This is a genomic window from Kitasatospora cystarginea, from assembly GCF_039533515.1.
GTDB lineage: Bacteria > Actinomycetota > Actinomycetes > Streptomycetales > Streptomycetaceae > Kitasatospora > Kitasatospora cystarginea.
The window spans coordinates 1-21,694 of sequence record NZ_BAAATR010000049.1 but is presented as its reverse complement, the minus strand read 5'-3'; the positions used below and the strand labels follow the sequence as shown (position 1 = coordinate 21,694).

The 21,694-nt window shown below is 68.9% G+C and carries 19 protein-coding genes and 4 pseudogenes; 9 read left to right on the top strand and 14 right to left on the bottom strand.

Annotation, left to right across the window (positions count from 1 at the left end; genetic code table 11):
- Window position 1: 1 nt before the first annotated feature.
- Entirely contained in the window at window positions 2-1,090 is a 1,089-nt protein-coding gene (locus ABD369_RS34845; RefSeq protein ID WP_344640639.1) for an integrase core domain-containing protein, read from the top strand.
- A gap of 111 nt (window positions 1,091-1,201) precedes the next feature.
- Here the strand turns inward: ABD369_RS34845 and ABD369_RS34840 are convergent, their stop codons facing one another.
- Entirely contained in the window at window positions 1,202-3,265 is a 2,064-nt protein-coding gene (locus ABD369_RS34840) for a multicopper oxidase family protein (protein WP_344640638.1), read from the bottom strand.
- 217 nt (window positions 3,266-3,482) lie between these two features.
- Between ABD369_RS34840 and ABD369_RS41315 the strand changes: the two are divergent.
- A pseudogene (locus ABD369_RS41315) lies at window positions 3,483-4,211 on the top strand (IS3 family transposase); the annotation flags it as partial.
- A 362-nt stretch (window positions 4,212-4,573) separates the two neighbouring features.
- Window positions 4,574-5,209 (top strand): ribonuclease FAU-1 family protein, encoded by a 636-nt coding sequence (locus tag ABD369_RS34835; RefSeq protein ID WP_344640637.1) that lies wholly within the window; start codon window positions 4,574-4,576, stop codon window positions 5,207-5,209.
- A 100-nt stretch (window positions 5,210-5,309) separates the two neighbouring features.
- On the opposite strand, the gene ABD369_RS34830 is transcribed toward ABD369_RS34835, so the two are convergent.
- The 9 genes from ABD369_RS34830 to ABD369_RS34790 form a co-directional block, all read right to left on the bottom strand.
- Window positions 5,310-5,876 (bottom strand): hypothetical protein, encoded by a 567-nt coding sequence (locus ABD369_RS34830; RefSeq protein WP_344640636.1) that lies wholly within the window; start codon window positions 5,874-5,876, stop codon window positions 5,310-5,312.
- 77 nt (window positions 5,877-5,953) lie between these two features.
- Entirely contained in the window at window positions 5,954-6,400 is a 447-nt protein-coding gene (locus tag ABD369_RS34825; protein ID WP_344640635.1) for a DUF4158 domain-containing protein, read from the bottom strand.
- Between the two features lie 367 nt (window positions 6,401-6,767).
- Window positions 6,768-7,142 (bottom strand): VOC family protein, encoded by a 375-nt coding sequence (locus ABD369_RS34820; protein ID WP_344640634.1) that lies wholly within the window; start codon window positions 7,140-7,142, stop codon window positions 6,768-6,770.
- A gap of 245 nt (window positions 7,143-7,387) precedes the next feature.
- A complete protein-coding gene (locus ABD369_RS34815; protein ID WP_344640633.1) occupies window positions 7,388-8,443 on the bottom strand; it encodes a YncE family protein in 1,056 nt (351 codons plus the stop codon).
- A gap of 492 nt (window positions 8,444-8,935) precedes the next feature.
- The gene (locus ABD369_RS34810; RefSeq protein ID WP_344640632.1) at window positions 8,936-9,367 is read right to left on the bottom strand and encodes a hypothetical protein; all 432 of its coding nucleotides are present in this window, start codon (window positions 9,365-9,367) and stop codon (window positions 8,936-8,938) included.
- A gap of 284 nt (window positions 9,368-9,651) precedes the next feature.
- Window positions 9,652-11,121: a DHA2 family efflux MFS transporter permease subunit gene (locus tag ABD369_RS34805; RefSeq protein WP_425557840.1), complete on the bottom strand. Its 1,470-nt coding sequence runs from the start codon at window positions 11,119-11,121 to the stop codon at window positions 9,652-9,654.
- Window positions 11,122-11,213: 92 nt separating this feature from the next.
- Window positions 11,214-11,759, bottom strand: coding sequence for a TetR/AcrR family transcriptional regulator (locus tag ABD369_RS34800; protein ID WP_344640630.1), 546 nt, complete (start codon window positions 11,757-11,759; stop codon window positions 11,214-11,216).
- 564 nt (window positions 11,760-12,323) lie between these two features.
- A complete protein-coding gene (locus ABD369_RS34795; RefSeq protein WP_344640629.1) occupies window positions 12,324-12,950 on the bottom strand; it encodes a helicase associated domain-containing protein in 627 nt (208 codons plus the stop codon).
- A gap of 132 nt (window positions 12,951-13,082) precedes the next feature.
- Entirely contained in the window at window positions 13,083-13,934 is an 852-nt protein-coding gene (locus ABD369_RS34790; RefSeq protein WP_344640628.1) for a LysR family transcriptional regulator, read from the bottom strand.
- A gap of 81 nt (window positions 13,935-14,015) precedes the next feature.
- On the opposite strand from ABD369_RS34790, the gene ABD369_RS34785 reads away from it, so the two are divergent.
- The 3 genes and pseudogenes from ABD369_RS34785 to ABD369_RS34775 form a co-directional block, all read left to right on the top strand.
- Window positions 14,016-14,510 (top strand): cupin domain-containing protein, encoded by a 495-nt coding sequence (locus ABD369_RS34785; protein WP_344640627.1) that lies wholly within the window; start codon window positions 14,016-14,018, stop codon window positions 14,508-14,510.
- A 183-nt stretch (window positions 14,511-14,693) separates the two neighbouring features.
- Window positions 14,694-15,053, top strand: coding sequence for a DoxX family protein (locus ABD369_RS34780; protein ID WP_344640626.1), 360 nt, complete (start codon window positions 14,694-14,696; stop codon window positions 15,051-15,053).
- Between the two features lie 180 nt (window positions 15,054-15,233).
- A pseudogene (locus ABD369_RS34775) lies at window positions 15,234-15,398 on the top strand (NAD(P)-binding protein); the annotation flags it as partial.
- Here the strand turns inward: ABD369_RS34775 and ABD369_RS34770 are convergent.
- Together ABD369_RS34770 and ABD369_RS34765 are read right to left on the bottom strand one after the other, a co-directional pair.
- Window positions 15,399-16,778, bottom strand: a complete 1,380-nt coding sequence (locus tag ABD369_RS34770) for an ISL3 family transposase (RefSeq protein WP_344640664.1) — start codon at window positions 16,776-16,778, stop codon at window positions 15,399-15,401. It lies immediately after the preceding pseudogene.
- A gap of 364 nt (window positions 16,779-17,142) precedes the next feature.
- The gene (locus tag ABD369_RS34765; protein WP_344640625.1) at window positions 17,143-17,298 is read right to left on the bottom strand and encodes a hypothetical protein; all 156 of its coding nucleotides are present in this window, start codon (window positions 17,296-17,298) and stop codon (window positions 17,143-17,145) included.
- A gap of 748 nt (window positions 17,299-18,046) precedes the next feature.
- Here ABD369_RS34765 and ABD369_RS34760 point away from each other — a divergent pair.
- The 3 genes and pseudogenes from ABD369_RS34760 to ABD369_RS34750 all read left to right on the top strand — a co-directional run.
- Window positions 18,047-18,319, top strand: coding sequence for a hypothetical protein (locus ABD369_RS34760; RefSeq protein WP_344640624.1), 273 nt, complete (start codon window positions 18,047-18,049; stop codon window positions 18,317-18,319).
- A gap of 178 nt (window positions 18,320-18,497) precedes the next feature.
- Window positions 18,498-19,730, top strand: a complete 1,233-nt coding sequence (locus ABD369_RS34755) for an acyltransferase family protein (RefSeq protein WP_344640623.1) — start codon at window positions 18,498-18,500, stop codon at window positions 19,728-19,730.
- Between the two features lie 331 nt (window positions 19,731-20,061).
- Window positions 20,062-20,481, top strand: a pseudogene (locus ABD369_RS34750) (transposase); the annotation flags it as partial.
- Window positions 20,482-20,637: 156 nt separating this feature from the next.
- On the opposite strand, the pseudogene ABD369_RS34745 reads toward ABD369_RS34750, so the two are convergent.
- Window positions 20,638-21,271: pseudogene (locus ABD369_RS34745) on the bottom strand (transposase); the annotation flags it as partial.
- Window positions 21,268-21,627, bottom strand: coding sequence for an integrase core domain-containing protein (locus ABD369_RS41310; protein ID WP_425557838.1), 360 nt, complete (start codon window positions 21,625-21,627; stop codon window positions 21,268-21,270). The pseudogene ABD369_RS34745 and the gene ABD369_RS41310, both read right to left, overlap by 4 nt.
- Between the last annotated feature and the right edge of the window lie 67 nt (window positions 21,628-21,694).

Sequence of the window (21,694 nt, the reverse complement as noted above, 5' to 3'; positions counted from 1 at the left end):
GGTGGGTCTACGACTGCTGTACTTGATCTTCTGTCGACTGATGGGCTGGCTCGTCATGCCGGGCCGCTCCTCCGCCGCGAACAAGGCCGAGATCCTCGCCCTACGCCACGAGGTCGCTGTCCTCCGCCGCCAGGTCGGGCGGCCACGGATGTCGTGGGCAGACCGCGCCGTACTCTTCACTCTCGCGCGCCATCTGCCGCCCGCCTTGCGCCGACACCGGCTGGTCACTCCGGGCACGCTGCTGGCCTGGCACCGGCGCCTGGTCCGCTGGAAGTGGCGCCAGCCACCGGCCAGGCACGGCCGACCACCACTCTCCGAGGAGATCGTCGCGCTCATTCAGCGCCTGACCACCGAGAATTCGACCTGGGGGTACGTCAGGATCCAGGGTGAGCTGCGGCGACTCGGTCACCGGGTCGCCGCTGCCACCATCCGCCGGATCCGGCGCCGCTCCGGCTTGCCGCCCGCACCGCAGCGCGCCTCCCGGAAGACCTGGTACACCTTCCTCCGCAGGCAGGCCCACACGTTCCTGGCCTGCGACTTCATGCACGTCGACACCGTGCTCCTCAAACGTCTGTACGCCTTCTTCGTCATGGAGATCAAGACCCGGCGCGCCCACGTCCTTGGCGTCACCGCCCATCCGAGCGGCGAGTGGGTGGCCCAGCTCGCCCGGAACCTGCCAATGGACCAGGGAGACAGAGCCGGGGGCTTCCGGTTCCTCATCCGGGACCGCGATTCCAAGTTCACGGCCGCCTTCGACGCTGTCTTCGCTGGCAACAACACCGAGGTCATCCCGACGCCGCCACAGAGCCCGCGCTCGAACGCCTTCGCGGAGCGGTGGATACGCACAGTGCGCGCCGAATGCACCGACCGACTGCTCATCACCGGCGAACGGCATCTGCGCGCCGTCCTCGCCGAGTACACCGAGCACTACAACGCCGGCCGCGCCCACCGCAGCCTGGAGCTGTGGGCCCCAGACGACGAACCCAACGTCATCCCGCTGCCCACCGCAGCCATTCGGCGCCGTCGAGTACTCGGCGGACTCCTCAACGAGTACGACGGCGCCCCGGGCCAGTCACCTCGCAGCCCGTAGGAAACCCCCAGTTCAGCGGCCTGATAGGAGTTTTGACACCCTTCAAGCCGGTCGCAGACTCCCGCTCCGCTCCCTTCATCCCGCCGCCGAGTGATCACCGCTGAGAAGACCTCAATGGCTGCGCTGATCAAGTACTTGCAACGGCCGCATCATTTCATTGTCCTCATGGTCCGTAATGTGACAGTGCCAGACGTACCGTCCCGCAATGCCAAAGCGGACCTTGACTCGGGTGATATAACCTGGCAATGCGATCACGGTGTCCTTATATCCGCCTTCCCCTGGCTGTGGTGGTGACAATGCGCCGCCCGTGATTGCTTGGCGGTCGAGGACCTGGAATCCGATCTGATGGATGTGGATAGGATGTGCGTCACTGGTGAAGTTGTACAGCTCCCAGATTTCGGCGTCGCCTTTCATTGGCGTCTCGGTGACCGGGTCTGACCACAGGAGCGGGGTAGATGAGCCACTTGGTGTAACTGTGCCAAGTGTGTCCATCGTGGGCGCGTCGGTGAAGTGCGCGGAGTCCTCCTCATTGAGTGATAGCTTTCGGACCGTCCGGCTTTCGGGAAGCGCCGGGATCGGAGGAAGCGCGATCTGTGACGGCGGGACACTGGTGTCGGTGGAGCCAAGGGAAATGACAGTGAATTTCATGACCTGCCCTGTGGTCGTGATATTCGCTGGCATAAAGTCGGTGACCGGTGCGCCGCCGCCGTACGCCTCGTCCGGGCCTTCGTTGATCAAGTAGAGCTCGGTGTCAACTGGGGTGCCGGTGAAGTCGACCACCACGTCAGCGCGCTCTGCGGGGGCCAGTAGGAGTTGATCCAACTGGACCGGGGTCGGCAGGAACCCCTGGTCGTTTCCGACCTGCCAGAAGGGCAATGCGGGGCTGACGGGGCGGGGGGCTGTGGCATTAGCCACGATCTTCAAGATGAGAGTACGGGCGTTGCTTGCGTTGAGGATGCGCAGGCGGTACCGCCGTGGTTCCACGTTGAGTACCGGCCAGGTGTTCCCGTTGACGACCATCGTGGTGCCGAATAACTCCGGGTTCCAGATGGGCGGAACATCGGTATAGGGGATCCACGGACCGTCCGATGGGGTGTCTCCGAAGTATCCGCGGCTGCCGGGAAAGAACAGCGACCCGTCCGCATTGAAGGACTTGTCCTGAACTGCTAGGGGGATTTCGTACGGGTGGCCGTGGGCATCGTCCCACCCCGATGCCGGCCCAGGGAGTACTCCTGGGAGGAGATCAGCAGGTCCGCCTCGCAGCAGGTAGAAACCGGCAAGGCCCGCGTAGACATTCACCCGAGTCATGCCCAGAGTGTGATCGTGGTACCAGAGAGTTGTGGGACGCTGATCATTGCTGTAGGTGAACGTTGCCGACCCGGTGCGCCAGCGGACGCCGTAACGGTCACGGAACTGCTCGGCGAACCGATCGTAATAGGTGCCTACGCGAGCATAGTCACGAGGAATATCACGAGATGCTGGCAGGTACCATGCCTCGGGGTATCCGTCACTCTCTTCTCGACTATTCCCACCGTGCAGATGGGTCACGATGGGCACCGGTCCTGTGTATGGCCCGGGAGTGGCTGAGAAGGTGGGCCGCGAATCACGCCCGGCTCTTCCGCCAGGAGGGTTGGCCCAATGCAACGTGGGGTCCACGGCGCATAGATGGGGCAGATAGAAGCCGCGCGAGGTGACGAGGTCGTTTACCCATGTCACGGAGATCGGCCGATCCACACGGGCTTCAATGGTCAGGCCCGGCGTATGAAAGGATTGCTGGTGGCCAACAGCTCCGTAACCCCAGACCGCGGTGGCCGGCATCCCGATTGGCAGCATTTGCTGTCGGAACTGACGGATTGCGATATGGTAGGAATCTCGGCCCTTGGCGGGCATTCTATCGAGAAGAAATAGCGGCGTTCTGTACTTGGGTACAGACGACGGATCGAGTGTGCCTCCTGATGTCCGTGAAGGATGCGGGTGGTGTCGACCGCGTCGAAGAGTACCCGACCCGGATGAAGAAGCGACTGCGTAGGCATGCCCGCCCGCAAGTGCGCTGGCGAAACCTACGGCACCGACCGCCGCAACCGTGGTTCTGAGCAGGTTGCGTCGATTCGGCAGAGAACTCTCGGGGACGTCGGCCGCCTGCGAAATATCCAGAGGATCGGTATCCTTGATCACGCTCGAATGATATGTGCACGACATGGAGCGTGGCGTTATTTCTGCGAGTCGACACGTCCCACCCCATAAAGTTCGATCAGTAGACTATCTCTACAGTAGTAGATCTTCCTTTCGGTGGCCGAAGCTGATCTCCCCGCATTGCCCGTGAACCTCTAAACCCGAAAACGGTTGTCCAGCCAGGCAGGCGGCAGTCCCCGGCGGAGCCGGGGGAGGTCCCGTGCGGCTGTGTCGGTTATGGGCCGGCTGGTGCAGGGCCGAGGGTCACATCGTGGCCGAGGGCACGAAGCTCGCAGGTGGGCCGGGCTCGCGGCGTGCTCGGTGCCCAGCACGCGGATCGTGCCGGAGGCGCGGCCGACAGCGGGCCGAGGACCTGCTCGCCGCCGAGATCACCGTGATCCACCTCGCGTCCAGGGACGCCTACGGCCTCCCGCGCGTGCATGCGCAACTGTGCCGCCAAGGGCATGCCGTCAACCGGAAGAAGGTGGAGCGGATCATGCGCGAGCGCGGGATCGCGGGCGTCACCCGCCGCCGGCGCCGCGGTCTGACCCGCCAGGCCCGCAGGCTGGTGTTCGCCCCGGATCTGATCGGGCGCGACTTCACCGCGCCCCGCCCCGAGACGCGGTTGGTCGGCGACATGACCTGCCTGCCGACCGAGGAGGGCTGGCTCTACCTGGCCACCTGCATCGACCTGGCCACCCGCGAGGTGGTCGGCTACGCGATGGCCGACCACCACCGCGCCGAGCCGCCGGTGGCCGCGCTTCGGATGGCGGCCGGCCGAGGCGGCCTGGAGCGCGGCTGCATCTTTCACTCGGACCGCTGCGGCGATTACACGACGAATGAATTCCGCACCGAGCTACGCAAGTTGAAGATGAGGCAGTCGATGGGAAGAGTAGGCTCCTGTTACGATAACGCCGCCGCCGAGAGCTTCTTCGCCGTCCTGAAGGAGGAGATCGGCACCCGGATCTGGCCGGACCGTTTCGGCCCAGACAGCACCGAGACTGCTCCCTCCGGGTGGCGGCGGGGTTCGCCGGAACGGCGGGACGGGCAGAGCCTTCGGCATGACGACACCCCAGGCCAGCCGCCGCCGTCCGGACGCTCCCGCCGTCTCCGCTCCCGCTGCCCCGGTCCGCACCGTGAGGCCGGCCCGGCCGGGCAGCGGGTGCTGCCGCACGTGGACGAGCGAGCACATCTCCCCGGGCGGGATGGTCGTCCGGAGGACCTGGCACGAGCCCGCGTGCAGGACCTGGGGCCGACCGTGACCGCCCCGCCAAGGGCGGCCCTGACTCACTGTTCGCGCCCGGCGCCACGGTGGTCCGCCGTGTCCACGCGGGCAAGGTTTGGTCCGCGCAGCCGCACCGGGAGATCTCCGACACCGGCACGGTGCTCGAGCTCGGCTACTGGCCGGGCATCCGCTCCCTTGCCCCGACCACCCGGGCCGCGGCGCTGCGCACCGGCGACGACGCCATCCGCAAGAGCGGACCGCAGAACCTCGCGGCCGGCACCCGGGATCTCGGCCCCTGGGCCTGGCAGCACACCGTCGTCCGGTCCCGCTTCGAGACGGGCGAGTGGTTCTCTCTGCACTATTTCCAGGAGCCCCGGGCGGGGGAGCCGCTGCGCCTGTACGTGAACTTCGAGAAGCCGGCGGTCCGGACGCGGATCGGGATCGACACCCTCGACCTGCTCGTCGACCTGGTGGTGGAGCCCGACCTGTCCGGCTACGCCTTCAAGGACGAAGACGAATACGACCACGGCCGCCGCCTCGGCTTCATCACCAACCACGACCACCGCCTGGTCGAGCAGGCCCGCGAGCGCGCTCGCGGCCTCCTCCAGACCCGCTCCGGCCCCTTCGCCGACCCGTGGCCCATCTGGTCACCGGACCCGGCGTGGCCGGAGCCCGAGGTGCCCGACGGCGTCGACCACGTAGCCGCCGGGACTGCGGGGTGACGACAGCGGCAGTGGCACCGGTGAGGGTGTGTGCTGGCCGAGGGCCGGGTCACCCTCATCGACGGCCTACTGGCCGCGGCGGTCCTGCTCGGCCTGGTCCTCAACAGCACCCTCGGCTGGTGGTGGGCCGACCCGGCCGCCGGCTACGTGCTGCGGCGGCGATCCGTCCGAGCAGGCCGGTCTTGCCGCGGACCTTGGTGAACTCGGCGACGAAGGCGTCGGGGACCTTCTTCTCCGCGCGGGCGTTGATCCGGTGCACGGTGGAGTTCAGCAGCTCCACCAGGGCGTCGGTGATCTCGCGCCGGCGCTGGAACAGCAGCGCGGCCAGCAGGACCTGACGCACCGCAGCGTCGAAGCGCCGCAGAAGGCTCGGTGAGGCGGCCGACGCCCTCGCCCGCCAGGCGCTGACGACCTGCACGCCGATCCCGGTGAACGCCTTCGCCGGGACGCCCACGGCACGAACCTGCTTGAGCTTGGATATCTCCTCCAGCAACGAGTTGAGGCTGTCGTTGCAGGGATGGGCCTTGATCTGCGACGGCACCGCCTCGATGTCGTCCTCGTCCTGGTCGCTGTCACCGCCCTCGCCAGCAGGCTCCTCGGGCGCGACGTACTCGCCCTGGGCGCCGGGCAGGTCGGTGAAGACCAGCGCGTCCAGCCGCTGCGGCAAGCCGCCGGCGGCCTGCAGCTTCAGGGCGACCTCGGTGACCGCCCGCTCCTCGGTCTGGTGCAGGGCCGAGCGGACGATCAGGTGAGACGGTCCGTCGTCGGGGGCTCGATCCGCTCGGCCCGCAGGTGCCGGTGCAGCTCGCCGCGGACTTGCTCCCCGCGGCGCTCGTCGTGCCAGATCAGGTCCACCAGGTGCGAGGTGGCCTTGGTGGCGTCGGTCCGGCTGCACTCGCGCCAACCGGTCAGCTCCCGGATCTCGCTGCGGTGCCGCTTGGCCGTACGCGAGGTGAAGTCGTGGGACGCGAGCTCCACGGCAGGCACGCCGACCTGCTTGGCGACGTGCTCGACGGCGTCGGGCGGCAGTTCCAGGCGGTTCTTGGGGAACCGGCCGCGCCAGAGCAGGAATTTGAGCTGGACGCCGAAGCCGATCCGGGTCGCCCCGGTCTTGTTCCGCAGCCACGTCACCTCGTCGCCGATCAGCGTGAAGTGCTCAACGACCTGGTCCAGCCCAAGATCCCGCCCCACCGGTGTTCCCCTCCCACGAAGACCGCTGGTCGGCGGGGACGATAGTGACCGCCAAACTCACTGGTGGCGGATACTGTCGAACCGCTCCGCCGGGTCCGATCGATCTGGTACAGCCGCGCGCGCCGAAGGGCGGCCACCGGCTTGGCGGGCTGTCACCGAGCGGCTGGCGCACCGGCGGTGTGGTGCACGTCCGTGAGGGTGGAGGTCAGGCGGGCGGAGCCGACGGTGGCCGCGAGCGCGGCGTGGTGCTCGGGTCGCTTCCATACTCGCTGGTGAGGCAGTGGTGCGATCGAACGCGGGTCGAAGGCCACTCCCGGTGGCTGATCCTGACGCCGCCTCAGCGGCTGTGGTGGGGGGCCTGGTGGACTCAGTGGAGGCAAAGGCAGAACGGATGGCCGGCCGGGTCCGCGTAGACCCTCCAGTTGGCCTTCGGGTGGAGCTGGTCCGTCCGCTCCAGCACGGTCGCGCCAAGGGCCAGCGCCCGCTCTTCCTCCCCGTCGAGGTCGTCCACATCGAAGTCAAGGTGGAGCTGCTGCGGGTGCTGCTGGCCGGGCCATTCGGGCGGACGGTAGCCGTCCACCCGTTGGCAGGCCAGCGGCGTTCCCTCGAACCCGTGCACCTCGACCCAGTCGGGATCCTCCAGGTCCGCGACCACCCGGCCGCCGAGCAGATTCGCGTAGAACGCCGCGAGCCGTACCGGATCGGCGCAGTCCAGCGCGACCGCCTGCAGCTTTCGAATCATTTCCGACACCCCTCGTTCCTCGGCCGCTTCCGCGACTCCCCCGTACAGGAGGGGTCGTACCCGCCTCCGTGGCGGGTACGCGCGGCAGTGCGCCGGCGGTGCCGTGCATGACCAGCCCAGTCCGGGCTGTGGGGGCGGGAGCGGGGACGGGCCGGTCGTACTGGGCGAGCCTGGCGAAGCTCCCGCAAGCCGCTTGATCACACGATCGCGGACTCCGTCAACGCGGGCCCTCTTACTGCGAGTGTTTACGGCAGCGTGGTGGCGTCGACTGCCTGGATCTGTTTCGAGTCGTGGTCCGAGACGAGAAGGGTGGTTCCGTCGGGGCTGAGGGCGAACTCGCGGGGGAAGTCTCCGGTGGGGACGCGTCCGAGGCTGGCCGCCGGGTTTTTGGCGAGGGCGGCCCGGGTGTCCACCACGGTCAGTCCGGTGGCGGCGCCCGGGGTGTGGAACCGGTTGGAGTCGGCGGTGATGATGCGGCTGCCGTCTCGGGTGAGGATCATGCCGACCGGGGCGGTGCCGACCTGGACGGAGGTCAGCAGGGCGTGCTGGGGGTCGGTGGTGAGTCTGGTGGCGTCGAAGGCGAGCAGGGCGTTGCTTCCCCGCGCGGTGACCCACACGGTCCGCCCGTCCGGTGACGGGGCGACCCGCACCGGGTTGCATCCGGCGGGGACGCTGCCCAGCAGGGCCTTGTCCGGAGTGGATTCCAAGGTGGTGAGGTCGATGACGCTGAGCTCGCCGTGTCCTTTGCCCGCTGCCTGCTTCTGGCCCGGGGTGACCTCGCTGGTCGCGTACAGCAAGCGCCCGTCGGGGGAGAGGGCGGTGCCGACCACGGCGTTGCCCAGGGGGAGGCTGCCGATGACGGTGCTTGGGCCGAACCCGTCGTGGAGTGCCGTGCGCAGGTCGAAGACCTCGATGTCGCCGCGGTGGCCGGTCTGCGCGTCGCCGTACTCCTGGCTGACGAAGGCATAGCGGTCATCGGGTGAGACGGTCACCTCGATCGCGCTGGTCCCGGCCGTGCCGGTGAGCGTTCCCAGTACGGCCCCCGGTGATCCGTTCGCCGCCTTGTCCGCGTCCACCACGATCGCTCCGCTACCGGCGGCGATCAGCAGTTCACGTCCGTCGTGGGTGAGGGCGACTCCGGTGGCGCCTTCCTTCCCCAGGCTCGCGGCCGGAAGCGGGACCGTGCGCACGAGCCGGGGCGGGGTGTCCTCGGTGGACAGCACCCCCAGTTCCGATTGCAGCACGACGAAGGCGACGTGGCCCGTCCGGGCGTAGACCAGCCCGAAGGGCCGCGCCGGCACGGTCACACTCGTGGTTCGGACACTGTTGAGCTGGGACTGTGTCGGCGCGGGTCCGGTCTGGCACGTGGGCCCGGACGGGGATGCGGCTGCCGCCGGGGCTGTGGCGGAGGACGGCGGTGAGCCGGCGCGGCCACCCGGGGCGCTGCCGTTCCCCTGGCACGCCGACGCGGTCAGGCCCACAGCCAGCGCCAGCACCAGCGAGGAGATTCGCTTGCCCGAAAAACCCATCAACGCGCCCCTTCTCCATCTGTCGAAACGATGGCGACGGTAGCGGGCAACCTTGTGGAATCCATGAGAGTGGGCCACGGACCGCCACACGGTCGCAGATCAGTCCGGCCGAGTTCGAACGCCGCCACGTCGCCGAGGCACCCCGTAGCGTGCTCTACGCAGCCGCATAACTCGCAAACCCACCGCTGTCCGTCATACCGGGGCAACTCAATCCTTCTCCTTGGCCCGCCATGGGATGAGTGCTCGTCGCAGCCGCGACGGGGTTTACGGAGAGCCCAGTGCCACACCGGGTTCGGGAGGCGGCCCGGAGAAACCCGCTGACGGTGACGTCAGGCAGGGAATCGTACGTGCGACCGGATCCGCACTCGCCCGCGCCGGGCCGATACCTTGATGACCGGGGCGGACACCTTGATGACGCCCGCCCTGGACCGCCCGCTGCGCCCTACAGCTGCCAGGCCCCGCACCGTGGCCGCCGGGGGCGGTGAGGGTGTGCCACACCGCCCCGCCGGGCCCGTCCTGCTCCAGGTCGTCCAGCCGGGCCGCACCGGCCCGAACAGTCGTCAGCATCTGTTCCACCATCGAGTGCAGGCCGGCGAGCGCCTGCAGGTCGCGGATCCGGTGCTGCGCGGCCTGCTCACCGGTGTCGGCCAGGACGAACAGCAGCCGGGGGAAGACCACATAGTGCTGCTGCCACACCGGCAGGCCGCTCTGCGCGCCGGCGGTGCGCCGCAGGTGGGCGGGATCGGGTGGTGGTCGTGGAAGCGGTCGTGGCCGATCAGCGTGGAGGCGAGCTTCTCGCTGGCCATGGTGCCGCGGTCGGCCTCGACGAACGCCCGGAACAGCCCGACGGCGTCGAAGGTGAGGCCGCCGACGGGACCGATCTGGCTGCGGGCCATGCGGACCGCAGCCGGGACCATGGCCTGTACGTCGCAGAGCGTGGTGGTCTCCAGGTCCAGCGGTTCGCCGCTGCGCTGCCGGGTTCAGGCAGTGGGCTGCGCCAGCGGCTCGGCTTCCGCGTCCCGCGCCCCGGCAGCGGCGCTGTCGGCCATGACCGCGCCCGCCGCGTCCGCCGCGTCCCGTCGTGGTGCGAGCAGGATCGCCAACGTCGCGACGCCGATCACCGAAGCGCCCACCCAGAGCGCCGGAGCGAGGCCGTCGACGTAGTGCTGGGCGCTGCTGTAGCTCCCGTGGGCTGTGAAGACCGCGGTCAGGACGGCGACGCCGAGTGCACCGCCCACCTCGCGCAGCGCGCTGTTGGTCCCCGAGGCGACGCCCTGCTCCTGCGGGCGGACCGAGCCCATCAGGAGGGTGGCGACCGGGGCGAAGAAGAGCGCCATACCGACCCCGGAGAGCACCAGCGCGGGAGCCTGGGCGGCGTAGCTGACATGGGTGCTGACGACCGCGGCGAACCAGCCGAGACCGGCCGCCTGCAGGGCGAGCCCGGCGGCGATCACGTTGCGGCCGCCGATCCGGCCGGCCAGCAGACCGGCCAACGGGGCGACCAGCATCGGCATGCCGGTCCACGGCAGCATCCGCACGCCCGCCTCCATCGGGCTGAAGCCTTGGACCGCCTGCAGGAACTGACTGAGCAGGAAGATCGACCCGAACATGCCCAGGGACATCAGCACCGTGGCCGCGTTGACCGCCGAGAAGGCCCGGCTGCGGAACAGGCGCAGCGGCAGCAGCGGCGCCGGGCTGCGCCGCTCCCAGGCGAGGAAGGCGAGCAGCAGGACCGTTCCCCCGATCAGCCCGGCCAGCACCGGCCCGCTGGTCCAGCCGTCGTCGTTGCCGCGGATGACGGCGTAGACGATGCCGAAGAAGCCGGTGCTGGCCAGGGCGGTGCCGGGGATGTCGAGTCGGCCGTTCGGGCCGACGCTCTCGGTGAGCCGCAGCCGGGCGAGCGGCAGCAGAATCAGGCCGAACGGGACGTTCAGGGCGAATATCCACTGCCAGGACAGGTGTTCGACCACCGTCCCGCCGATCAGCGGCCCCATGGCTACGGCCATGCCGTTGACCGCCCCCCACGCGCCGAAGGCCATCCCGCGCTTGGCCGCGGGGACCGCTGCGGTGAGCAGGGTCAGGCTGACCGGCGTGAGCAGGGCCGCGCCGACGCCCTGCACGGCTCGGGCGGCGACCAGTGCGTCGATGTTCGGCGCCAGGGCGGCGGCGAGCGAGGCGAGCGTGAAGGCGCCGAGCCCGATCGTGAAGATCCGGCGGCGGCCGAGGCGGTCGCCGAGCGCCGCGCCGAGCAGCAGCAGGACGGCGTAGCTGAGGGTGTAGGCGTTGACGGTCCACTCGAGGTCGCTGATCCCACCGCCGAGGTGCTGTCTGATGGCGGTGAGTGCGGTGGTGACGACCAGGTTGTCCAGCGCGGCCATGAATCCGGCGGTGCTGGTGATGACGAAGGCCCAGATCGCCGGGCTACCCCTGCGCATGACGGAACTCCTCATGAGGTACGTGTGGTGCGGGAACTAGTTAGTTATTGCTCAATAACTTTGCGCGGCATGAAGAACCGGCCGCCGCGCCCGGTGGGGCAGCCGGCCTATGCGCCGCCGCCCTTGACCCCGATCCCCTCCCAGAGGCGGTGGTCGGGCGGGAAGCCCATGGCGAGGAGCGTGTTGATCAGCATGCCGCGGGCGAAGAAGTCCGTGGCCTCCTGCGCGCTCATCCCACCGGCCGCCCGCACGGAGTCCCACAGGTCGACCCACAACGCCCGGACGGCCTCCCCCACCTCCGCGTCCCCCTGCGCTTGCGCGACGGCGGTGGATGCGTACATCTGCATCTGCAGGAGCAGCAGGCTGCGGTCGGCCACCAGGTCGACATAGGCGTCACCCATGGCCGCGACGCGCTCCGCCGGATCGTCCAGGCCTTCGACCGCCTTGAGGAACGTCGCCTTGACCTCCTCCATGCAGCGGCGCACGGCCGCCTCGAACAGCGCCCGCTTGCTCGGAAAGAGCCGGAACAGGTAGGGCTGGGACACACCGACCCGGGCGGCGATTGCCTGGGTTGAGGTGCCGTTGTAGCCGCGGTCGGCGAACTCGATCACCGCCGCGCGAATGACACTCTCGCGCCGTTCGTCCGCTGACATACGCATACTCGTCCTTGCCATGGCGCCAAGTTATTGGTCAATCACTAATTTCGTCAACCCTGGCCCCACGACGACCTCGGCGTGTGACCGACCGCTCTTCCTGAACTGGCGGGAGGAGCGGCGTCAAGGGGGGAAGCTGTCTGGACCACCGTGCCCGCACCGGGTCCCCGCACGCCGCGATCCGGTGGCGCTTCGGCAGCCACCAGTGGCAGAGCCTCACCGACGCGCTCGCCACACGGCCGCCCGCCCCGGGAACCGAGCGGGTGCCAGACAGGGGCCGACGGCCCCGCTGGATGAGGTCCTCTATCCGGGCGGCGCCGGCCGGGACGGTGGCGAGCAGTTCGGCGGTGGCCGGGCTCTCCTCGGCGGCCAGCCGCAGGTCCGCCACCGCCCCCGCCGACGAGACCCACACCTCAGGCAAGCCACGTGCCCGAAGCCGCCGGATCCGTCCGGCGGGACGGAAGTCGGAAGGCCGCCACCCCAGCGGGTGACGGCCTCCAGTGTCTTCTCGGGGCCCCGGCAGCGTACCGCTGGGCAAGGACGTCGGCCCCCGCCCAGCCGGGTCTACCAGGCGACGCCGAGGGCTTCCAACTGCCCGATCTGCTCGGGGCTGAGCTTGTCGCGGTGGGCCTTCTGGTTGTTGAGCCAGGTACCCAGCGACGTCCCGTGGGAGCGGGGTAACTTGGCAGGGCCCTCCCGCTCGACGAACGCGGCCAGCGCTGCCAGGCCGGCGCCGAACCGGTCTGCCCGGGACACCTTGGGCTTTGCTGCGGCCGCCGCCCGAGCAGTGGCCAGGACCTGGTCCTCGGCGATGTCGAGCGCCGCGAGCAGGTCCTGCTGCTCCTGGTCGAGTTCGGCCCATCCGGCCCGCTGCGCCCGGACCCATCGGAGCGCCTCGCCCTCGAACGCCGTCTCCAGCGGCAGGGTGGCCCAGTCGACGCGGCCGTCCGACTCCAGCCACCACACCCTTGCCACCGAGTAGGTGCGCTGCCAGGTGATCGGCCAGCGCGGCGCCCACCACGGGTCGATCTCCTGCAGCGCGGCCCGCCGCTGCGGGTCGAGGGCGCCCGGTTCGCCCGCTGGCACCTCGGCGGCGGCCCGAAGCCCGGCGAGCCAGGCCCCGATGGCGTACCCGCCGATGGCCGCCCGCGCGGGTGCCGCCAGCGAGCCGCCGTGCTCCCTCGCCCACACCCGCGCCCAGTCGAGGCCGGCCTCGAACCTGGCGTCCGAGACGGACCGGGATGTTCACCACTTCGGGAGGCAGTTCCGAGGGCCGCTGTGTTCGAATTGTTCACGAGCATCGGCAGCACCGGTTGCCGGCGCTCAGTGACGGTAGGCGGCTGTCGCGATCTCGATGAAGGATCGGATCAACGGGTTGGTGTCACCTTCGTTCCACACCGCCACCACTCGGCTCGGCGTCATGTCGGTCAGCGGTACCACGGCCAACTCCGCGGGCAGGTCGTGTCCGAGCGGGGCCAGGCCGACCGTGCCGTTCCACAGCACGGCGTGCAGGCATTCCTGAACGGCGCGCACCACTGGGCCCTCGCGCGGCGTGCCACCGTTCCAGTAGGACTGCCAGATGGGGTCGGTGCCCTGCGGGAACTGGAACCAGCGGCGGTCGCTCAGCTCGGCGAGCCGCAGCCGGTCGCGGCGGGCCAGCGGATCGTCGGCGCGCAGGACCACGCCGACCGGATCGGTTCGCAGCGCACGCACCGTCAGGGCGGTCTCGTCGAACGGCGCCCGGGTCAGGGCGACGTCGACCAGTCCGGCGCGCAGCCCGCACGTCGGGTCGGTCAGATCGGTGTCGCGGATGCGGATGTCGATGCCGGGGTGGGTTCGGCGGTAGGCGGCGGCCAGCCTGGACAGTCCCGGGTCGGTGCCGTCGCCCAGGATGCCGACGGTGATGGTCGCGGCGCCGGCTGCCGCGCTCACGCGGACACGGACGCGGTCGGCATGGTCGAGCAGGGCCCGCGCCTCGTCGAGTAGCACCGCGCCCACCGGAGTGAGCGTGACGCCGGTGGGTGAGCGGGCGAAGAGCAGGGCCCCGACATCGGCCTCCAACTGCTTGATCGCCCGGCTCAGCGGCGGCTGACTCATGTGCAGTCGGGTGGCTGCCCGGCCGAAGTGGAGTTCCTCGGCGACGGCCACGAAATAGCGCAAGGTCCGTATCTCCACGCTGCAACGATATCCACGGGGTATCGGCTCTGCGGGATTGGTCTTGGACACTGGTAGGCCCCCGGCGGTGCACTTGTGAGCATGACCGAAGAAGCAGAGGCCAACGCGCCGAAGGCCGACCCCGCCGTATCGGTGGTGGGTCCCGGCGACGGCGAGACGATCGTTCTGGGCACCACGCACATGCGCGTCCTGGAGGACGGCAGCCACACCGGGCACCGCCTCGCGATCGCCGAGTCCGTCCTCGCCCCGCACACCCAGGGACCGCCGCAGCACCGCCACTCCCAGCACGACGAGGGCTTCTACGTCCTCTCCGGCACCGTGCGGTTCACCGTCGGGGACGAGGACCACGACGCCACCACGGGCACGCTCGTGATGGTTCCGCCCGGTACCCCGCACACCTTCGCCAACCTGTCCGACCAACCCGCCGTCATGCTCAGCACATTCACCCCCCACCTGTACGTGCAGTACTTCCGAGACCTCCAGGAGGTGCTCGCCGGCGGCCAGCCGTCGACACCACAGGCCAACATCGACGCGATGAGCCGCTACGCGACCGAGCCCGCCACCGACCTCGCCTGAAGCCGACGGCGCGCCACGGCCCGGCCCGGCCCGGCCACCCGCCTTTCGACCGGCAGGGCGGTGGCGCTGCCGCCTTTGGGCGTCCGGGTCCCTCGAACAACGGACCGGGCCTTTACCAGGGCTCTTCCGGCAATCGACGCAATCGACGGGTCCCCGTGAACCGGTGGCCCATGAACGGAAACCATGAACATCGCCTATTGGATCATCGCGGGACTGCTCGCGCTCTTCTACTTCTACGCAGGCACGCTGAAGGTGATCCGCAGCCGCGATCAACTCCGCCCGATGATGGCCTGGGTCGACCGCATACCCTTGCGCGCCCTCAGGGCGCTGGGGGCGGTCGAAATACTCGGCGCGACCGGCCTGATCCTGCCGCCGCTGACCGGCATCGCTCCCTCGCTGGCGCCGGCCGCGGCCATCGGCTTCGTACTCCTGCAGACCGGCGCGATCGCCGTCCACCTGATGGGCGAAGACCGCCGGATCGCACTCAACGCCGGACTCACCGCTACCGCGGCCGTGACCATCTGGTTGGCCATCAGGCTGTGATCGAGCACAGTCCTCGACCGGCGGATGCGACGACAGGGCCGCCGTCCCACAGCCGCTGTCATTTCTCAGACTCCGGCTCAACTTCGTGGTGCAGGGCCCGTGGAGGCTGGCGCCCGACCGCAGGCGATCCGCCGACCTGCCCAATCACCCACTCGTCGAACCCTTACCCGAGGAGCCATCATGCACACCCCCGCCACGATCATCGGCGCCGGACTCGGCGGCCTCACGCTGGCCCGTGTCCTGCACGTTAACGGAATCGCGGCCACTGTCTACGAGGCCGAGTCCTCCCCGACGGAGCGCACACAGGGCGGGCTGCTCGACATCCACGACTACAACGGGCAACTCTTAGCAGGACTGGTGTTGGTCTTCGCGTAGGGCGGTGGCGATACCGGCGAGGGGCGCCAGCCCGCTGTTGGCGAGTTGTCCGAGCCAGTCCGGCAGCGGTGTGGGATCGCGGGTGTCGAGCATCGCGGCAAACTCGCGGACCAGGTCGTGGGTGCGCCGGAGTGCTGGGCAGTGTTCGAGCAGCCGGCGCAGACGCTCAGCGGTTTGCGGGCCGTGCCGGTCGGGGGCGGTGATGATCCAGCGTGCGGCTTCGCGTGGGGAAGGCGGTCGTTCGCGGGGCTCGTCCAGGGGCAGGCCACGCCTGAGGGGTGCGAGGGCCATCTTCACGCGCTGGTAGTGCCCCAGGTAGCCCTTGCCCAGGAGTTCCTGATGAAGGATCTTCGCGTTGTGTTCGCCCTTGTCCCAGCGTTGCTGCAGGTAGTCGAGGTAGGGATCCAGGGTGGATGGGCGTCGGGGAGCGCGGCGCATGACCTCGTGCCAGGTGCGGGCCCGGGCGTACTTGCGTACCGTGCGGCGGTCCAGGCCGAGCTCACGGGCTGCGGCGTTGTAAGGACGACCGGCATCGGTCAGTGCGTGCACGGCTTCGAACAGCCGCCGTACGTGTCGGCCGACGGGAGTGTCCACCGGCTCGGAATCGGCGCCCACTGCCTCAGCGGGCTCCGGCCCGGCAGGATCGGGGGCGGGGAGCGCGGCGGGCAGGCAACCGCGGTGGGATGCAGCGACTTCCTGAACGCGCCGGGACAGGCCCTGCCACAAATGGAAGCGGTCGCTGACCTGGACAGTATCGGGGGCACCGTCGGCAATGCCCTGCCGGTAGGTGAGCGAGCCGTCGCGGCAGGCGATCTCGACACCGGGATGCCCGCGGAGCCATCGGCTCAGCTGTTCGGCGTCCCTGCCCTCCCAGAGCGTCAGCGGGAGACGGGTGGTGGCGTCGACCAGGAGGGTGCCGTAGGTGTCGCCGTAGAGCGCGAAGTCATCTACCCCCAGTACCCGGGGTGCGACCAGCGGGGGCAGTGGCACCCGCATCAGCTGGGAGAGCACGGTGCGCCGCGAGAGCGCGACGTTGAGGACGCGCAGCACCCGGGCGCCACCCCGGCCGGCCAGCACCACGCCGACGGCCTCGACCAGGTGCTGCAACAGCGGGGTGCGCCGCTGGTAGCGCACGGTCAGTCCCGGCACCTGCTCGGCGAGGGTCACCTTCGGGCAGGCCGAGTTCTCGCAGTACAAGCGGCGTACGGATAAGTCGATTCGGAGAGGCCGGCCGCCGAGCGCGACATCGGCGAGATGCCGCACATAGCGGCTGTCGCACCACTCGGTCAGCTGGCCGCATCCCGTACACGCTGCTGGAACACCGGACCGTGTGCGGGCGCGGACTGCCACGACAGCATCGGAAACATCGACCGAGACAACCAGCACATTGGCCAACTGCGGTAACAGTATGGCTAGTTCAACAGAACACAGTCAGAGGTTGCCCGCTGGCAAACCAGTCGACCGTTGGCCCGGGATGATCTCCGGCTACGAAAATCTTGCCAGAGCCACTTTCACACGAACGCTGATACCGTGAAGAGCCGCTGGAACTCACCAGGGCGGGTGACATCACCGTGCCGTTGCTGGCCGACCCGTTCACGGCAACGAGTCTGGTCCTCGATCACCTGATGACACTGCTGCCCTGGCCTGCGAGCGTCCGCGCCCGAGCACGTTCCTATACCTCGGGTGGGCAGCGCCGCGCGCACGCGCTTGCTGATCAGCTCGCCTCGGCCCTGACCCGGCCCGCTGCCGCGATCCGGGCCTGCCCGCCCCCGCCGAATGCGCCGATCTGGCCGATGACAGCCCACCAGGAAACCTTGTGGTGAACGAGTACTCCACCGTTGGCGGACCAGCCGTTCCCCCGGTCGGTCATGCTGGGAACCCGGCTCGCTGGGACGTGAAGCCGAACTGAGTGGGCAACGTCAGGCTCAATTCGCTGCCTCGCCGGTCGCCCAGGCCAGCCACCTTTCCGCTGAGGCGAGACCTCCGACGGGCTGCCCACGGCCTCCCAGGCCCCCGGATAGACCTCGGCATAGCGCTGGCCCCATGCGGAGGCGAGGTGCGGTGGGTAGAGCAGCCACATGGCGGGCACGTGGTGGATCTCCAGGTTGGGGAAGATGGCGTCGGGGTCGTCGAGGGCGCCGTGGATGATGCCCTTGGCCGGCAGACCCTTCCAGACGGCGACGGCCTGCTGCTCCTCGTCGGGTCCGACTTCGCCGGTGCGGACGTGGAAGGGGCTGAGCGTGCCGGGCAGCGGGATGCCGTCGACGCAGGCGAAGAGCTTCGGCAGGTCGAGGACGCGCCAGAGATGGGTGCGATGACAGCCGTTGCTGGAAACCTCGTAGAGCGGCCGGCCGGCCCGGGAAGCGGCGGAGTGCGATGGCGCCGGTCAGGAGGCTCTCGCGGAGCTTGGCCGGGGCATCGTCGACTGGCAGGTCGATCCACTCGTGGATCGCCGCAGGGATCCAGACATGGCCGGCGCGGGGCCCGTCGCGGTCGATCGTTCCCCATGCCTCGTGGTCGGGGGTTCGCACGATCTCCCGCGGGGCGACCCAGGTGTGGGCGCAGGCGTAGGTGTACGGGTCGGCGCTGCGGACCGGAAACGCGTCCAGCTCCGGCAGTTGCGGAGCGGAAGCGTTCAGGGAGGCGACGCGCTCGGCGAAGAACCGCTCGACTTCCTCCCTCGTCAGTTCCTGGGCCAGGCCGACGAGCGCCTTGGCGACCTGGTCGGCGTGGCCACCGGCCTCGAAGTCCGCGCAGATCCGTTCGAACTCCTCGTAGTCGCCGTCCTGCGCCGAGGGGAGCTGCCACAGTTCGGACTCGGTCATACCGAGCTGCTCGGGAAGTCGCGTCGGGGGTTCGGTGAGGTAGCCCACGCGGATGCCGTCAGGTGATGCGCTCCAGGCGGCCAGCTCATACTCCAGGGCCGTGGCAGCGCGGCCCACGCCCGCACCTGCAGTCCGTCGTCCCTACTGACTTCGGCTTTTCGAGGTGATTCGAGGACGACCCGCCTCTTCGCCCGCGAAGGGCCGCTGCTACGCTGCGTCAGCTCCTAGGGAGGGAACGAACGAAATGAGTACTGCTACCGTCCGTGCGGCCGGCGTTTCTCCGGACCACACATCGCGGTTACCGTCGCTGACCGGGATGCGGTGGGCGGCGGCCATGATGATCTTCTGCTTCCACGTCATGATCGAGTCAGGGTTCTTCGGTCAGGAGCGCGCTCAGAGCACCATGTGGTGGCTCTTTTGCGGTGGTAGATCGGGCGTCTCGTTCTTCTACGTCCTTTCAGGATTCGTTCTGACGTGGTCGGCGCGCCCCAAGGACCGAGTCGTCTCCTTCTGGCGCCGCCGCTTCGCTCGGATCTACCCGAGTCACTTCCTCACCTTCCTGGGCGCCGTCGCCCTGTTCAGCTGGGAAGGGCTGCACCTCAGCGGCCGGGTCGCGGCGGCGAACCTGACGCTCACGCAGTCCTGGTTCGCCTTCGCCCCTCGGTACTGGTACGGCTACAACGGCGTTTCCTGGTCGCTGAGCGTCGAGTTCTTCTTCTACTTCATGTTTCCGTTCCTGGTGCCGCCGATCACGCGGATGGGGGCCCGCGCCTGGTGGGCCATCGTCGCGGTCGGCCCCGGACTCGTCATCGCGATGCCCTTCCTGATGGACTGGGTCGGCGAGAAGACCGGTATCCAGCCGCTGTTCCTGGTGTACCAGTTCCCGCCGGTGCGGCTGTTGGAGTTCCTCATCGGCATCGCTCTCGCGCTGCTGGTCAGGAACGGTCGCTGGCGCGGGCCCAACATGACCGTGTCGGCAGTGGTGCTCGTCACCGGGCTGCTCCTCACACAGAAGCTCGTGCTCTGGGCGGAGAAGCCGCTGATATCCGCCTCGGCGACCGGCATCATCGGCTGTGTGCTGCTGATCCCGGCGGCGGCGCGTGCCGACGTGGAGGGCACCGCGTCGATCTGGCGGAACCCCCGGATGGTGCGTCTGGGCGAGATCTCCTTCGCCTTCTACCTTGTCCACGAATTGGTGATCTTCACTGCGATGAAGCTGTTCAACGGCCCGCCGCGACTTCCCACCGTGCAGGCGCTGGCCCTCACCATCGCCTGCTTCTCGGTGGCGCTGGTTCTCGCCACGATGCTGCACGACATGGTGGAGAAACCATTCGTCAAGCTGCTCAGCCCGAAGCCGAAGCCGAAGCCGAAGTCGAAGCGGCAAGGCAGCAAGAACGCTGGCACTGATCTGCCAGGGCCGCGAAATCGGGAACGGTCCGACGACGCGACCGCGCCGATCCTGGCAGGAAGCTCGTAAGAGCGGACCCTGGGGGATTGCCAGGTCGATTGTGCCGAGCCTGGCGTCCCACTCCTGATGCCGCCGACCGCACCTTGTGGGGGAGCGAGTCATGGCTACCACGTCCGAGTGGTTGTCAGCGTCTCGCGCGTATTCTCCGCACCGTGCGGACGGTCACTGGTGGGACCGCGGCGAAGAGAGCGCTGGTGGCGGAGCCGACGGCGGACGGCCCGTCACCGGAGTCGGCAGTCGCGATCACTGGTCGCTGGCAGGCTGGACCGTCAACCCGAACGTGTTCCTCGTACTCGGCGAAGGCCACCAGGTCGGCTGGGTCGAGCGCGCCCTGCCCGGCCTTACCCGGCTGTGTCACCGGCTGCGACGCCGCACCGGCCGCAAGGGCGAGCGCCGCAGCCTGTCCGAGCGCGACTACATCGGATTGACAGACGGGGTCCACCAGCTGGTCAAAGCGCCGATCGTGCTGGTGTGGGACCGACTGAACACCCACGTCTCCCATGCCATGCGCGACCTGATCGACGCGCAGGACTGGCTGACGGTATTCGCCCTGCCCGCATACGCACCCGAGCTGAACGCGGTCGAGTACCTGTGGGCCCACGTCAAACGCAGTCTGGCGGACCTCGCCAACGTCGCCCTTGACCGACTCGAGACCCTCGTCCGCAACCGCCTCAAGCAACTGCAGTACCGCTCCGACATCCTCGACGGCTTCCTCACCGGGACAGGACTCTCTTTCGACCTCCCACCCGTGCCACCTTGAAGCGCCGAGGTCAGTAACGGCAACGTAGCCACGCTCCGGCCCGACAGTGACCGTCCACCGGGCCCGCAGGCCCTCGCCCCAGTGGGCCTTGCGGGCGGCGCGGGAGTGTCATGAATTCGGCTCTGTCCCGTAGTCGGTAGTAGCGCTGTGTAGTGGTCACTGGAGGAGGATGCGGTGGCGGAGTAGGGGGAACCCGGCTCGGCCGTGCATCTGCCTCATGATCCGCTTGGTTCGCGTGTTGACGCCCTCGGTGCGGCCGTTGTGGTAGGGGAGGGTGAGTCCGGCATCGACGGCGGCGCGGTCGAGTTCGAGGCCGTTCGCGAAGGAGTGCAGGGGGGCAGGTCGGCGGCTCGAACCGTGGTGATCCAGTCGGTGAGCTTGGCGTTGTTGCCTCCACTGGGGTCAATAGCTGAGCGAACTCGCCGGTGAGGCGGGTGAGTTCGGTTATCTCAGGGCAGGCTTCGGTGAGTTCCCGCAGTAGCGCGGTGTCCTTGTCGCGCAGGTTCTCGGGGTGGGAGAGCAGGAGGCGGGCGAAGCACTGCGGGGTGGTGACCGGCTTGTCGCCCTCGGCACGACGCTGGGTGATGTAGCGGTAGAGCAGGTTGAGGCTACCGGTATAGCCCAACTCCTTGATCTCCCGGAAGAGTTGGATGACGGGGGCGGCCGGGTCTTCCGCGCGGCGGGCGCGCAGGTGGTCGCGGTAGGGGTCGACGAGCGTGGGTTTGTAGCAGGGTGCGCGGCGGTCGCCGGTGGGCTCCTTCATGCGGGCGTACCGCTTGACGGTGTTTAGGGGCTGAGGTGCCCCCCGGAATGTGGACACAGGGGTTTACGCCGCGAGTGAGAGTGTAGCTGTCGTACGTTGCCGCTGTTCGAACTCCATCGGGGACAGGTAAGCCAGGTGCTGTGGCGGCGCGCGTTGTAGTACGTGAGCCACCGGAGGATCGTCAGTCGGGCCTGCTCCATCGTGGAGAAGAGCGTCTTGTACGGGGCTTCGCGTTTGAGGCTCCGCCACAGGCTCTCGGCCTGGGCGTTGTCGTAGCTGGAGCCGACTCGGCCCGTGCTGCGACGTATCCCGTACCGGCCGCGGACGTTCGCGAACGCCGCTGAACTGTATTGCCCAGGTTCAACCCGTCGTTGCAACAACACCGTCCTGTTGGATCAACAGTAGCTGCTCGTTGAAGACTTCGGCGGGTGTCCTCCACCCCAGGGTCTT